Annotated in this window: 9 protein-coding genes and 27 tRNA genes; all 36 read right to left on the reverse strand. The window is 35.2% G+C overall.

All coding sequences use genetic code 11. From position 1 onward, the window contains the following. Positions 1-73 precede the first annotated feature (73 nt). Positions 74-589: a hypothetical protein gene (locus tag ACTHPI_RS09385; RefSeq protein WP_445353871.1), complete on the reverse strand. Its 516-nt coding sequence runs from the start codon at positions 587-589 to the stop codon at positions 74-76. Positions 590-799: 210 nt separating this feature from the next. Next, a complete protein-coding gene (gene smpB, locus ACTHPI_RS09390; protein ID WP_445353872.1) occupies positions 800-1,255 on the reverse strand; it encodes an SsrA-binding protein SmpB in 456 nt (151 codons plus the stop codon). Between the two features lie 12 nt (positions 1,256-1,267). Beyond that, positions 1,268-3,595 carry a ribonuclease R gene (gene rnr, locus ACTHPI_RS09395; RefSeq protein ID WP_445353873.1) on the reverse strand — a complete coding sequence of 776 codons (2,328 nt, stop codon included), beginning with the start codon at positions 3,593-3,595 and terminating at the stop codon, positions 1,268-1,270. An 86-nt stretch (positions 3,596-3,681) separates the two neighbouring features. Continuing rightward, the gene (gene secG / locus ACTHPI_RS09400; protein ID WP_144355756.1) at positions 3,682-3,915 is read right to left on the reverse strand and encodes a preprotein translocase subunit SecG; all 234 of its coding nucleotides are present in this window, start codon (positions 3,913-3,915) and stop codon (positions 3,682-3,684) included. 68 nt (positions 3,916-3,983) lie between these two features. Continuing rightward, the gene (locus tag ACTHPI_RS09405; protein WP_445353874.1) at positions 3,984-6,047 is read right to left on the reverse strand and encodes an LTA synthase family protein; all 2,064 of its coding nucleotides are present in this window, start codon (positions 6,045-6,047) and stop codon (positions 3,984-3,986) included. Positions 6,048-6,123: 76 nt separating this feature from the next. After that, on the reverse strand, positions 6,124-7,149 hold the full coding sequence (locus ACTHPI_RS09410) for a lysylphosphatidylglycerol synthase transmembrane domain-containing protein (RefSeq protein WP_445353875.1): 1,026 nt from the start codon (positions 7,147-7,149) through the stop codon (positions 6,124-6,126). After that, positions 7,149-8,192, reverse strand: a complete 1,044-nt coding sequence (locus tag ACTHPI_RS09415) for a glycosyltransferase family 4 protein (protein ID WP_445353876.1) — start codon at positions 8,190-8,192, stop codon at positions 7,149-7,151. The genes ACTHPI_RS09410 and ACTHPI_RS09415 overlap by 1 nt, the downstream gene beginning before the upstream one ends. Next, positions 8,185-9,354, reverse strand: a complete 1,170-nt coding sequence (locus ACTHPI_RS09420; protein WP_445353877.1) for a glycosyltransferase family 4 protein — start codon at positions 9,352-9,354, stop codon at positions 8,185-8,187. Before ACTHPI_RS09420 ends, ACTHPI_RS09415 begins: the two co-directional genes overlap by 8 nt. Before the next feature lie 121 nt (positions 9,355-9,475). Continuing rightward, a tRNA-Leu gene (locus ACTHPI_RS09425) sits at positions 9,476-9,560 on the reverse strand. Positions 9,561-9,582: 22 nt separating this feature from the next. After that, positions 9,583-9,653: transfer RNA gene (locus ACTHPI_RS09430), tRNA-Cys, on the reverse strand. 26 nt (positions 9,654-9,679) lie between these two features. Beyond that, positions 9,680-9,751: transfer RNA gene (locus tag ACTHPI_RS09435), tRNA-Gln, on the reverse strand. 7 nt (positions 9,752-9,758) lie between these two features. After that, positions 9,759-9,831: transfer RNA gene (locus ACTHPI_RS09440), tRNA-His, on the reverse strand. 14 nt (positions 9,832-9,845) lie between these two features. Continuing rightward, positions 9,846-9,916, reverse strand: a tRNA-Trp gene (locus tag ACTHPI_RS09445). Positions 9,917-9,922: 6 nt separating this feature from the next. Beyond that, positions 9,923-10,004 (reverse strand) — tRNA-Tyr (locus ACTHPI_RS09450). 8 nt (positions 10,005-10,012) lie between these two features. After that, positions 10,013-10,085 (reverse strand) — tRNA-Phe (locus ACTHPI_RS09455). 6 nt (positions 10,086-10,091) lie between these two features. After that, positions 10,092-10,165, reverse strand: a tRNA-Asp gene (locus ACTHPI_RS09460). Between the two features lie 3 nt (positions 10,166-10,168). After that, positions 10,169-10,242: transfer RNA gene (locus tag ACTHPI_RS09465), tRNA-Met, on the reverse strand. Between the two features lie 6 nt (positions 10,243-10,248). Next, positions 10,249-10,337: transfer RNA gene (locus ACTHPI_RS09470), tRNA-Ser, on the reverse strand. 38 nt (positions 10,338-10,375) lie between these two features. Further along, a tRNA-Glu gene (locus ACTHPI_RS09475) sits at positions 10,376-10,447 on the reverse strand. A 214-nt stretch (positions 10,448-10,661) separates the two neighbouring features. Next, positions 10,662-11,378 (reverse strand): YoaK family protein, encoded by a 717-nt coding sequence (locus ACTHPI_RS09480; RefSeq protein ID WP_445353878.1) that lies wholly within the window; start codon positions 11,376-11,378, stop codon positions 10,662-10,664. Between the two features lie 65 nt (positions 11,379-11,443). Beyond that, positions 11,444-11,532 (reverse strand) — tRNA-Ser (locus ACTHPI_RS09485). Positions 11,533-11,535: 3 nt separating this feature from the next. Continuing rightward, positions 11,536-11,610: transfer RNA gene (locus ACTHPI_RS09490), tRNA-Ile, on the reverse strand. 5 nt (positions 11,611-11,615) lie between these two features. Further along, positions 11,616-11,686, reverse strand: a tRNA-Gly gene (locus tag ACTHPI_RS09495). 18 nt (positions 11,687-11,704) lie between these two features. Next, positions 11,705-11,777 (reverse strand) — tRNA-Phe (locus tag ACTHPI_RS09500). Between the two features lie 6 nt (positions 11,778-11,783). Then, positions 11,784-11,857 (reverse strand) — tRNA-Asp (locus ACTHPI_RS09505). Between the two features lie 3 nt (positions 11,858-11,860). Beyond that, positions 11,861-11,934 (reverse strand) — tRNA-Met (locus tag ACTHPI_RS09510). A gap of 32 nt (positions 11,935-11,966) precedes the next feature. Then, positions 11,967-12,040 (reverse strand) — tRNA-Ile (locus tag ACTHPI_RS09515). Positions 12,041-12,052: 12 nt separating this feature from the next. Continuing rightward, positions 12,053-12,126: transfer RNA gene (locus ACTHPI_RS09520), tRNA-Met, on the reverse strand. Positions 12,127-12,162: 36 nt separating this feature from the next. Beyond that, a tRNA-Pro gene (locus ACTHPI_RS09525) sits at positions 12,163-12,236 on the reverse strand. Between the two features lie 8 nt (positions 12,237-12,244). Then, a tRNA-Arg gene (locus ACTHPI_RS09530) sits at positions 12,245-12,318 on the reverse strand. A gap of 9 nt (positions 12,319-12,327) precedes the next feature. After that, positions 12,328-12,413, reverse strand: a tRNA-Leu gene (locus ACTHPI_RS09535). A 14-nt stretch (positions 12,414-12,427) separates the two neighbouring features. After that, positions 12,428-12,499 (reverse strand) — tRNA-Gly (locus tag ACTHPI_RS09540). Between the two features lie 10 nt (positions 12,500-12,509). Beyond that, positions 12,510-12,582, reverse strand: a tRNA-Thr gene (locus tag ACTHPI_RS09545). Positions 12,583-12,608: 26 nt separating this feature from the next. Continuing rightward, positions 12,609-12,690, reverse strand: a tRNA-Leu gene (locus ACTHPI_RS09550). Positions 12,691-12,701: 11 nt separating this feature from the next. Next, positions 12,702-12,774, reverse strand: a tRNA-Lys gene (locus ACTHPI_RS09555). Positions 12,775-12,778: 4 nt separating this feature from the next. Continuing rightward, a tRNA-Val gene (locus ACTHPI_RS09560) sits at positions 12,779-12,851 on the reverse strand. Positions 12,852-12,874 lie beyond the last annotated feature (23 nt).

Consider the following 12,874-nt stretch of genomic DNA (forward strand, 5'->3'; position numbering starts at 1 on the left):
TGCAACCCTTTTTTGTAACTTTTTTAAATTAAATAAAAGAATGCGTAATTCGGCACCAAATTACGCATTCTTTCTAATACTTTTCTTGTCTTGCTCTTTCAACTATATCTAACGATGAACGTAACTCTTGAAAAATAGTCTGTGGATCTTCTTTAAATTCATGCGTCCACCAAACCTGAATTCTAGAACAAATGTGACTCGCACATCCTCTTACATCCCTCATACGTAAAACACCAGTGCTTTTTACATACTCTTCTATTTCCATCATAAAAATTTTTTCAATTTTGTGATATGCATCAATTTTGTGCTCTACTCTTTTATCAAAATGCCCAGTATTTAATAAACCTATCACAGCATGATAATAATACTTTCTACTATAGATTTCTTTTAAAATGTCATAAAACACTCGAGAAAAATCTTTTGCGGTATTTTCACGCAAATTATTACACAACTCATACTCTAATACATGCGTTACAAACTCTCCCATAGTTTTAAAGCGATATTTAAAGTCATTTAATCTTTTATCGCTCATTTTACACAACTTAGTAATAGTAATTTTTCTTTCCCCTGCACTGATCAAACTCTCCAACCCATCAATATACTCCACCATAGACATAATACATATATTTTCCTTTCTTATTTTTTAAAGCTATACGCAATAAGCGTTTAAAAATATATTACTATCTATGACTATATTATTCAATAATTAAATGTATATTTTTAATCCATTTTATACTATACAATTATAAAATTATATTTATACAAAAAGCACTACCTCAAAAAGGCAGTACTTAAAACACTAAACTTTATATTTTCTACGAAGTTCTCTATCTTGATCTCTTCTTTTAATTGTTTCACGCTTATCATATTGCTTTTTACCTTGTCCTACTCCAATTAAGACTTTAGCAAAGCCATGCTTAAGATAAACCTTTAAAGGAATAATAGCAATCCCACGTTCAGCTTGAGCTTTAGATAAGCGAGTAATTTCTTTTTTATGTAAAAGAAGCCGTCTACTTCTTAAAGGATCATGATTATACCGATTTCCTTGCTTATACTCACTAATATGAACATTTTCCAAAAAAGCAGATCCATCAATAATTTGCACATAACCATCACGCAAATTAATTCTACGTGCACGAATTGACTTAATCTCAGTTCCTGTAAGTGCAATACCAGCTTCTAAAGTTTCCTTAATGAAATAATCATGCCCGGCTTTTTTATTTTGAGCAATCAGATTTTCATTTTTTTGTTTCATGGTAGAATTCACCTAATGCTTAAAATTACGACTATTGTGATTTTTATTATTTTTACGACCACGGAAGTTGTGTTGTTTTTCACCGCGACGACCTTGATTATTCTTAAAACCACGATTACCTCGACGACGATTATTCATTCCACGATCATTATGCTTACGCTTAGGAGCATTTGGATCATAAATTTCAAAGTCAAGTTGATGTTGTTCAACATTAGCATTGATTAAAGTAACTTTGATAGGCATCCCTATCTTAAACTTTTTATGAGTGCCACGTCCAGTTAAAGTTAAAGTCTTTTCGTCAAAACTATAAAAATCATCATCTAAATTAGAAATGTGAATAAGACCTTCAACAGTATTTGGCAATTGAATGAACATTCCAAAGCTAGTAACTGAAGAAACGACTGCGTCAAAATGTTCACCTACTCTATCTGCCATAAATTCTGTCATCTTAAGATCATTTACTTCACGCTCGGTATCAATTGAGCGACGTTCTTGAGTTGAAGTTTGTTCAGCAACTTCTGGCAAATAACTTGCAAAATGCTTTTGAGTATCTTCTCCCATTCCCTTATCTGCATATTGATGAATCATTCTATGAACCATCAAGTCAGAATAACGACGAATCGGAGAAGTGAAATGAGTATAGAACTCTGCAGCCAAACCAAAGTGTCCAAGAGCATCTTCTGAATAATGTGCTTGCTTTAAACTTCTCAGCATCATCATTTGGACAACTGCTTCTTCAGGCGTACCTTCTGTTTTAGTTACTACTTTTTGTAAATCTATTGGTTTAACATTATTAGGGTCTGCCTTAACATTAAGTCCAAAAGCACTACAAAACTCAAAGAAGTTCTTAATTCTTTCTCCATCTGGAGTTTCGTGGACACGATATAAAAATGGAACGTGTTTTTTATAATAATCTTCTGCTACGGTTTCATTTGCCATCAACATAAAGGATTCAATCATTTTTTCAGCAGTGCCACGTTCATGCAATACAATATCTACTGGCTTGCCTTTATCATCAACAATGATTTTTGCTTCTGGCTCTTCAAAGTCAATTGCTCCTCGCTTATGACGTTGCTTATATAAAACATTGTGAAGGTCTGACATATCTTCAAGCATTGAGCGTAATTTTACATACTTATCCTCTAAACCATCCATGTCACCTGCTAAGACCTTATTAACCTTATTATAAGTCATTCGACCATGAGAACGCATAACTGATGGGTAAATTTTATAGTTAACACGCTTACCTTCTGGTGTAATTTCCATATCGCATGACAAAACAAGACGGTCCACACCTTCATTCAATGAACAAATTCCGTTAGACAATCTAAATGGAAGCATTGGAATAACACGATCTACCAAGTAAGTACTATTTCCACGAGCAAAAGCTTCTGCATTTAATGGAGTATTTTCTTTAACATAGTGAGATACATCAGCAATATGAACACCTAAATGATAATTACCATTAGGCAACTTCCATACAACTACTGCATCATCAAAGTCTTTTGAATCATCCCCATCAATTGTTACAGCTGGTTGATCAGTAATATCAACTCTGCCTTTTCTGTCTTCATCAGTAACATGATCAGGAATACTATTAGCTTGCTTCATTGCTTCTTCTGGCCATTCAGTACGAACATCATGTGAAGCAACAATAGACATAATATCTACACCAGGATCATTTTTATTACCAATTACCTCAATAACTGCCCCAGTCATTGATTCTGGATTTGCTTCATTAGGATAATCCTTAATTGAAACCTTAACCATATCGCCCATTTGAGGCACAATACCATTCTCAGAAACATAAACTCGATATTTGTGGAGTTTTTTATCGTTACTTAAAACATAACCAATAAAATGACTGCTCTTAACTTCTTCATCAGTTAATGGATGATATTCACCAACTAATGTTGTGGTTCCTCGTTCTAAAATTTCTTCAATATGACCTTCTGGTCCCTTACCATTCCAAGGATTGCCATCAGCAATAATTTTTACTTTTACACGATCGCCATTAACTGCAAATTTAGTATAATCAGCATCAACAAATACATCATCGGCTTCTTCATCATCAAGTCTTATAAAACCGAATCCACGCTCATTTGCTCTAAATTCACCTTCAACAATCGTATTAGCTTGAGCTAATTGATAGCGTCCTTTACCATCTGTAATAATCTTTTTTTCATGTTCTAGAAATGATAATGCCTTAATTAGTTCAGTAAAATTACCTAAACGCTCTCTTCGAGCCCTTTTTTCAATTTGATCTATTCGAAATTGTTTTTGCGGCTCATGGCGAAATATTTCTAAAACACCGCCTAAAGTCTTTTCATTTTGTACCATTAATTAATTTCTCCATTTCTTTATCTAAGTAAATATTTATAAAAAAAGCCTCCCAACACATTTGATCGGGAGACTTTAAACAAAAATTATTTTGAAGACATTATTGCTAATACAATAGCAAATGCGAAAAATAGTACCAATAAAACTGCGGTTACTTTTTCCATAAATGCTTCAAAACCACGTTTTTTGGTTTGACCGCTAAAAACTGCACCACCTGAAAGGGCGTTTAAAGCGTCTTGTTGCTTTTGTGGCTGCATCATTGTTGCAATAACGATTAAAATTGAAACAATGATTAGTAGCGTCATAAATAAATTGTACAATGCGCTGCCTCCAATACACAGATACGATTACTGAACAATTTTATCACAAAATAGAAAATTTTGCAGGCTTATTTTTCTAGTTCAGGCGCATCAGTCTTAAATTTTGATTGTGTTGTCTTCTTGTGATTTTTATACCACAATGATGTTTTATTGTCTTTTGAATATAAAGTCTTTAAAGACTCATCTTTATTATAATTATAATCACTTGGTTTAACTTTAGTAAACCATTTTGGTTGATAAAATCTCAAAAGGTTACCATTGATTACACGATCCGACAATGAAAGTTGAGTAGTTACCTGATTTGATAAAGTTAATAACTTCTCTTTTAACTTTTTATCTGGGTGAGTAATTTTCTTTCCGGATTTAGTGTAATAGTAGCTTCCTGTAACTTTTGCATATTCTGGAGTAATAAAGTCACCATTTCTTTGAGCAACTATTTGAGGAGCATCTTTACTCAATAAATCATGACCAAATTGAACTGTATCATTATCTTTTACACCTAAAAGATTCAATAAAGTTGGTAAAACATCAATTTCTCCACCATATGTATGATCGATTTTGCCTTTAAGCCCCTCCATATGAAACATTAATGGAACTCTTTGAAAATTCAAATTATCAAAATCGTTAAAACTATCCATTTTAAGAAGTTCGGCACTAGCTTTGTGGTGGTTACCAGAAATACCATAATGGTCACCATAAAACATGACCAAAGTATTTTTATCTAGACCAGTCTTTTTCATCCACTTCATTAATTGACCAATTGCTTGATCTAGATAATGAGCAGTTTGTACATAGCCATCAACAGTTTCATCCCCAGTATTGGTTTTAGAAATTGTTTGATTTTTCTTATCAATATCATATGGATAGTGATTAGTAACAGTTATCATCTTTAAATAGAATGGCTGTGGTAAACGTTCAATGTACTTAATAGATTGATCAAAGAAAATCTTATCCTTTATACCATATCCAATGTAATAGTCTGGTTTATTTTCATAATAAGAAAGTGGCATAAAATATTGATAGCCAAATGACTTATAAGCATTATTTCTATTCCAAAATGATCCAGCTCCTCCATGCATTACAGCAGTGGTATAACCTGCTTCTTGATGCAAAATTGCTGGCGCGCTTTGAAAAGTATTGCTTGTACCATAACTAGACATTGCACTTCCCGATTGCAAACCGTAAAGAGAATTTTCAAGCATCATTTCAGCATCGGAAGTTTTTCCTTGACCTACTTGATTAAAGAAATTATCAAAACTTATAGTATCTTTTGCATGATAAATCTTATTTAGATTAGGAGTAACTTCTTTTCCCTTCCACTTATAACCAATCAAAAATTGTTGGAAACTTTCTAAGTGAATTACCAAAACATTTTTCCCTTTAGCTACACCAGTATATTCCGGATTAGGCTTAACATAATTAGCTTTTAAATATTTTTGAACAGAATTAATATCTGAAACATTTGCTTTAGCCATTTGAGCACTCGTTTGAGCAGTTTTAAAACCGTCGTATACAGCATACTCATTTATTCCCAGATATTTAACAATATAATTATTATCAAAAGTTCTAGTAAGAAGACCTGAACGATCTTCTTGAGCCATTAATAAATTGATTCCCATAAGCGTTAATGCTAAAGTTTCAATCATCAAATTAACTCGTAATTTTAATGGTCGAATGTCAATATGAATAATTTTAAAAATTAATAATGCAATAATTAACGCAACATCTAAAAAAGCTAAAAAATCACTAGCTTGAGTAATTCCCGCAATACTTTTCCCTAAATTATCTGAAGTTGAGCCAGATGTTTTTATAATCGAAAAAGATAAAAAATTTGAAAATTCACGATAATACAGTATATTCGCAAATAACCATAAACTAAGTAAAAAGTCGATAATCATTACTATCCAGTATGATTTACGCCCTTTAAAAAATAATCCAATTCCAAGTAACAGCATCCCTGCTGGAAGTGGATTGATCAATAGTAAAAAATTTTGCATTGGACCTACAGCACCCAGGTTAAACTTATTTAAGTAAACCCAATACGTTTTTAGCCAAAATAATACTAAAACAATCGTAAAAAAGCCTAGTTTAGTATTAGTTAACCAATTAAAAGAAGATTTTATACTCTTCACCCAATGCTCCCCCTTTCATTTATGACAATCATATTACTACTTATACTTAATTAATAACTAGCTATTTTACTGAATGTTAATTATTTTTTCTACTACTTATTTTTTTAGGTTTAAAAATCCAACCAAAAATTCCTAAAATCATGCCAAAAAAGTAAGTTGCAAATCTCCATAAAAACATTCCCAGTACAAGAGCACCATGCGAAGAAACAAAAGTAGCAAAAAGCGTCTGAAAACTATATTCTGCTCCCCCAGATGCTCCTGGAATTGGAATAATTGCCATAAACATAATAATCATAATGTTCATTTGAGTAACTGCAAGCCATGAAGCATTAACATTGAGCGCCATTAACACTACATATGGAATAGAATAAAAAATCAGTAATTGTAATACTGTTAAAAATGTTGAAACAAGTAATTTTTTCTTTTCTTTTTTTAATTTTTGACTTTCAGAATAAAATGTTTCAATTTTTTCCATTGTAGCTGATCGCCATTTTTCTACACGCTCTTTTTTTATAAATTTTGCTAGTAGATTCATAAAGAAGTTAGTCGTATTTTTTGTCCAATTATAAGCAAACATAATTGCTAATAAAAATAAAATAGAACTAATATGAATAATAAAGCCTATAACGATAAAAATCGCTAACGCTGAAAATTTAGTAGCAACCATGTGAAAGCCAAAAATAATAGTTAAGACATACGCAAATAATACAACAACTTGATAAATAATGAATTTCATTAATAAAAGCGACGTGGCTCTTCCACCTTCAATTCCCATTTGCACCATTGCTGCAAGTTGGGAAGGCTGCCCTCCTGTAGACATTGGAGTAATAGCATTAAATAAAGCTTGAATGATTGGTATTCTAAAAAATGACCATTTGCTTCTTTTTGGCTCATCTTTTCTTTTAGCTAAAGTTGCTAAAATAGCAGCCTCACAAATATAAGATAAAAGCATCAATGCAAAAACTAAAACAAAGGCAAACCAATTCATTCCTTGAGCTGCCTTTTGAATTTCATGAATCGGAGTTGTCTTTAAATCTGTATAAAGTACAAAGGCGCTGATTGCTAAAACAATCAGTATGCCCCATAAGTGTTTTTTATTCATTAATGAATTTGTCCTAATTCCCTTCCAATAGCATATTGCTGAGCATAAAAATCACTCCAAATTTTAGCTAAATTATCTTCTGAATATTGCTCACTAGCCTTCAAAGACAATTCTTTGTATTGCTGCAAAATTTGCGGATTCTTAATTGCATTTTGAAGTTGCTTATTCATTTCTTCAAAATTATCGCCTTTAAGATAATATCCATCAATAATAGCTTTATATAAGTCTAGATTCCTTAATAGTACGGGAGTACTACAGCTGAAAGCTTCAAGAACTGACATTGGGAAAAGCTCATCATATGAAGGTAAAACAAATAAGTTTGCAATATTTAAATAATTTACTAAGTCTTTTCGATCAATAATTCCAGTAAACTTTAAATTCTTTGGTGGATTATCTACAAGCTTTTTATAATGATCATAACCATCGGTAATTTTACCAAAGGAAAAACCTCCAGCCCAAATAAACTCCACATCCGGGTTAGCTTCCGCCATTTTAGCAAAGTCATCTACACCTTTGCGCTCTTGAACTTGTCCATCTCCAAAAACAACAAACTTATCAAGAGGAATACCCAATTTATTACGAAAAGCATTTTTTTCAACTTGATTCTGAGGATAAAATTCAGATTTTGAAACAAAATTTGGAATATATTGAACCTTATTTGGATCAATTCCATATTCTGCGAGTTTATCAATAAAAATTGGATTAACTACTACTATTTGATCCATTCTTTTATAAAAATCTATCACATAATTATAAAAAACTTTTTTAGCAGTATTCGGCAATTTAATTGATCCATCTAAAGTATCAGGTAAAAAGTGAACATAACCGATTTTTCTGCCACGTGCTGGTGAAAAACTATTTAAGTAATATGTCGGATTAATAGTGTGATAATGAGTTAAATCAGAAACACCATACTTGTTAACAGTAACGTAATATTCATCGACCAGCTTTTTTCTTAATAAGGTCATCAATTCATTGTAAGCTGAGCCCACTCCCTGTCCTTTGACTGAATCAGCTTGTGAAAACATATTAATTCTAATCATCTAAATCCTCTTCATTTTTCTTATAGTTTTCAATTACTTCCTGGTAAAAATTGTACACCTCTTTACCAAAGTGGTTAGCAGAAATTTTTTCTAATTTTGCTTCTAGTATATCTTTAGGAATTTTTTTCTTTTCCATACTTAAATAATCTAAAATTTCAGCTAGCATCTCAGCTTGGGTAGTGAAAGTTTGACCTAAAATTTTATTATTAAAAATATTCTTAGTATATTCAGTATCATAAACAATAGAAGGTGTACCTGATGCCATAGCTTCTATATAAGTTAAGCCTTGGGTCTCTGTATCGCTGGCAGAAACAAACAAATCAGCCATTCGATAATAATTACCTACATCTTCATGTTCCACTGGTCCAGTAAAAAGCACATAGTCCTCTAAGGTCAATCTCTCAACCTGTTCTTTTAAAACATTAACATCTGGACCATCTCCAGCAATTACTAATTTTACATTTGGAAATTTTTCAATTACCTGAGGCATAACATTCAGAATATGGTTGATTTTCTTTTCTGCTGCAATTCTACTTAGAGTCAAAATGACAAATGTATCAGAATTAATTCCTAATTCGCTTCGTAAATTATTATTAGTTTCCCTATTCATAATTTCAATATCTACCCCAGTAGGAATGATTTGAATAGGAATTTTTACCCCATAACGAATAAGTAAATCTTTTACCCTTTCACTTGGAGCAATTACTCCATCCATATTTTTTAAATATCCTTTTGTAAATTGTTTAACGTGATATGGCTTAAGAAGATGACCATTAAGTACATAATGCAAATAATCTTCATACATAGTGTGATAAGTATGGATTGCAGGAATTTTCAATTGATGAGCAACATATTTACCCATCATGCCTAATGCAAATTCTGTTTGAGTATGTACAATATCTAATTTAACTTCTTTAGCAACTTTCGCCGCCTCAAAAAAGCCCCTAAAAGCAATTCTACGATCAGTAAACGATACCCATGGAATACTACTAAACCGAAAAACATTTGGTTCAATGGTTCCTTTTTTCATATGAGGATCAGTCGTCGTAAATATGAATACATTGTGCCCTTGTTTTTCTAAAGCATCTTTCAACGTTTTTATGGACGTTGCAACCCCACTTAATTGGGGAAAATATGTATCGGTGAAAATACCAATGTTCATCAAAAATACCTCCATAATAAATATTATAGAGATTCAAGAAAACATTAGCAATTTTTAATAGGAAATATATACAAAAGTTATAAAACAAAAAAACAGCTCACTTCCGTGAACTGTTTGAAAATAGCGGTGATCGGGGTCGAACCGATACGTCCGTAATGGACACCAGATTTTGAGTCTGGCGCGTCTGCCAATTCCGCCACACCGCCATAATGTTTTCTGTTAGCTTAAAGGCGGGGATCGGATTCGAACCGACGATAAAGGTTTTGCAGACCTCTGCCTTACCACTTGGCTACCCTGCCATGAGCTTAATATTTTGTTAGATAGATTGGGATAACTGGATTCGAACCAGTGCATGTTAGAGTCAAAGTCTAATGCCTTACCACTTGGCTATATCCCAATGCTAGGGCGGAATATGGGATTCGAACCCATGTATGCCGGATCCACAAACCGGTGTGTTAACCCCTTCACCAATTCCGCCGTGAAGTATAAAACAGGGATAGTAGGAATTGAACCCACATCAGCGGTTTTGGAGACCGATGTACTACCATTATACGATATCCCTATTATATGGAGGAGGGTGGATTCGAACCGCCGAACTCAGAGAGAGCGGTTTTACAGACCGCCGCGTTTAGCCACTTCGCTACTCCTCCGTTATTGATGGCGCGGGACGGAATCGAACCGCCGACACAAGGAGCTTCAATCCTTTGCTCTACCAACTGAGCTACCGAGCCATCTTACGGTCCATATCGGATTTGAACCGATGATCTCCTCCGTGACAGGGAGGCGAGATAAACCACTGCTCCAATGGACCATATTGCGGGAGCTGGATTTGAACCAACGACCTTCGGGTTATGAGCCCGACGAGCTACCAGACTGCTCCATCCCGCGATGTTAAGGAGGATGTGGGATTTGAACCCACGCGCGAGCATAACCCGCCTGACGGTTTTCAAAACCGTTCCCTTAAGCCACTTGGGTAATCCTCCATCGTGAAAATAAAGTACCAAATATATTAAATTGGTAATGACCCGTACGGGATTTGAACCCATGTTACGGCCGTGAAAGGGCCGTGTCTTAACCACTTGACCAACGGGTCGTTGTCATTCCTTACTGACGCAAGGCACTTAATTATAATACCTAACTTTAAATCATTTGTCAACATCTTTTTTAACTTTTTTTATTTAAAGTTTTTATTTAAGTGACCTGTGCCACAAGACGTATTTAATAATACACAATAATTTTGCTTTTGGCAAGAGAAATTTCAACTTTTTTTGAATTAAATTTCAAAAGCATTCAAAAATGCTATTAAATCAACGTTTCTGGGACAATTTTTTTCTGTTTTCCCACTCTTTATGTCTCTTATATACCATATAGCCATAAAACGCATTTATAAGCGCTAAAAGCGCCGTAGCAATTAATAAGGTATAGGACCCTATAATCTTTTGAAATGAAGCTGAAATAATGGCTCCTGACGCAAATGCAAGCACTAAAACAGTATAATTACGTGCCGGCTCTCTTTGATCGATATCTTTATCAAAATAATACTCACTCCACGCAATAACGGTTTTCTTTAAATTTCCAGAAGTAAAAGCATTACTATAGCCTAATCCTTCTATTTTTTTAAATGCTCCATTTTGCATTGCTAGACCAATTGCTAAAGCAGGTACTACATAATAGTCCGGTACACTCTTAGGCAAAAAACTTACTACAGCACAAATTATCATTATTGGAATCATTTCAAATATTCTCCAATAACGGCTTTGAGTATGTGAATGAATAACTGTTACCACCATCAATCCAAAAATAAAAGCTAAAATAGTTGATAATCTATTAATCATTCCAATTATATTTCCATTAGCTAAAGATGCACTAAAGAAAATTATATTTCCAGTTTGACCAGCAGCTAATGTATGACCTCTTTGAATATAAGTATATGCATCAATAAATCCTCCACAAAAAGTCAAAGCCCACGCAATTTCTTTGGTTTGAGCAATACTTTTACTATGAATTAAATTTTCAAAAGCCATAATAATAATCTCCATTTTAAAATACAAAAAAACCACCTAATCAAATGATTAGGTGGTTACACTTACGGAGTAGGAGAGATTCGAACCCTCGCGCCGGAAAACCCGACCTACACCCTTAGCAGGGGCGCCTCTTCAGCCACTTGAGTACTACTCCATATGGGCCTAAATGGACTTGAACCATCGACCTCACGCTTATCAGGCGTGCGCTCTAAACCAGCTGAGCTATAGGCCCAAAAAAGCGGGTAACGAGAATCGGACTCGCGACTAAAGCTTGGAAGGCTTTCGTTTTACCACTAAACTATACCCGCAATGTATAAAAAAACGAATGGCGCGGGACGGAATCGAACCGCCGACACAAGGAGCTTCAATCCTTTGCTCTACCAACTGAGCTACCGAGCCATCTTACGGTCCATATCGGATTTGAACCGATGATCTCCTCCGTGACAGGGAGGCGAGATAAACCACTGCTCCAATGGACCATATTGCGGGAGCTGGATTTGAACCAACGACCTTCGGGTTATGAGCCCGACGAGCTACCAGACTGCTCCATCCCGCGATGAAAATAACAATTAAAGTTTTTAGTCTTTATGGACCTTGTAGGACTCGAACCTACGACAGGACGGTTATGAGCCGTCTGCTCTAACCAGCTGAGCTAAAGGTCCAAGCTTACAAAATAGCGGCGGGGGGGATCGAACCCTCGACCTCCCGGGTATGAACCGGACGCTCTAGCCAGCTGAGCTACACCGCCAAAAACTGTAACCATTAGATTTATATAGATTACTAATCGGGAAGACAGGATTCGAACCTGCGACCCCCTGGTCCCAAACCAGGTGCTCTACCAAACTGAGCCACTTCCCGTTAATAAATGCGCCCAGAAGGATTTGAACCTTCAACCTTCTGATTCGTAGTCAGACACTCTATCCAGTTGCGCTATGGGCGCTTCATTAAATGCCGAGGACCGGAGTCGAACCGGTACGGTTGAAACCAACCGCGGGATTTTAAGTCCCGTGCGTCTGCCAATTCCGCCACCCCGGCATATTTTAATGAAAAGCGGAAGACGGGATTCGAACCCGCGACCCCCACCATGGCAAGGTGATGTTCTACCACTGAACTACTTCCGCAAAATATAAATGCCGATTATACGACTTGAACGTACGACCCCCTGTTTACAAGACAGATGCTCTACCAACTGAGCTAAATCGGCATTAATGTCAACATGTGGTTGGCATATACGGGTGGTGAGACTTGAACTCACACGTCCGAAAACACTAGAACCTAAATCTAGCGCGTCTGCCAATTCCGCCACACCCGCATTAGGGTCAATGAGCCGTGAGGGACTTGAACCCTCGACCCACGGATTAAAAGTCCGTTGCTCTACCAACTGAGCTAACGACTCGAGATGGAGGATACAGGGCTCGAACCTGTGACCTCCTGCTTGTAAGGCAGATGCTCTCCCAGCTGAGCTAATCCTCCATATGCACGGCAGCTGCCTACCC

It is taken from the genome of Lactobacillus sp. PSON, assembly GCF_052615405.1.

Coding starts and splice junctions, on each gene's coding strand:
- smpB (WP_445353872.1), bottom strand. CDS start 1,255: ATGAAACAAAAAAATGAAAATCTGATTGCTCAAAATAAAAAAGCCGGG.
- ACTHPI_RS09420 (WP_445353877.1), bottom strand. CDS start 9,354: ATGAACATTGGTATTTTCACCGATACATATTTTCCCCAATTAAGTGGG.
- ACTHPI_RS09480 (WP_445353878.1), bottom strand. CDS start 11,378: ATGGCTTTTGAAAATTTAATTCATAGTAAAAGTATTGCTCAAACCAAA.
- rnr (WP_445353873.1), bottom strand. CDS start 3,595: ATGGTACAAAATGAAAAGACTTTAGGCGGTGTTTTAGAAATATTTCGC.
- ACTHPI_RS09410 (WP_445353875.1), bottom strand. CDS start 7,149: ATGAATAAAAAACACTTATGGGGCATACTGATTGTTTTAGCAATCAGC.
- ACTHPI_RS09415 (WP_445353876.1), bottom strand. CDS start 8,192: ATGATTAGAATTAATATGTTTTCACAAGCTGATTCAGTCAAAGGACAG.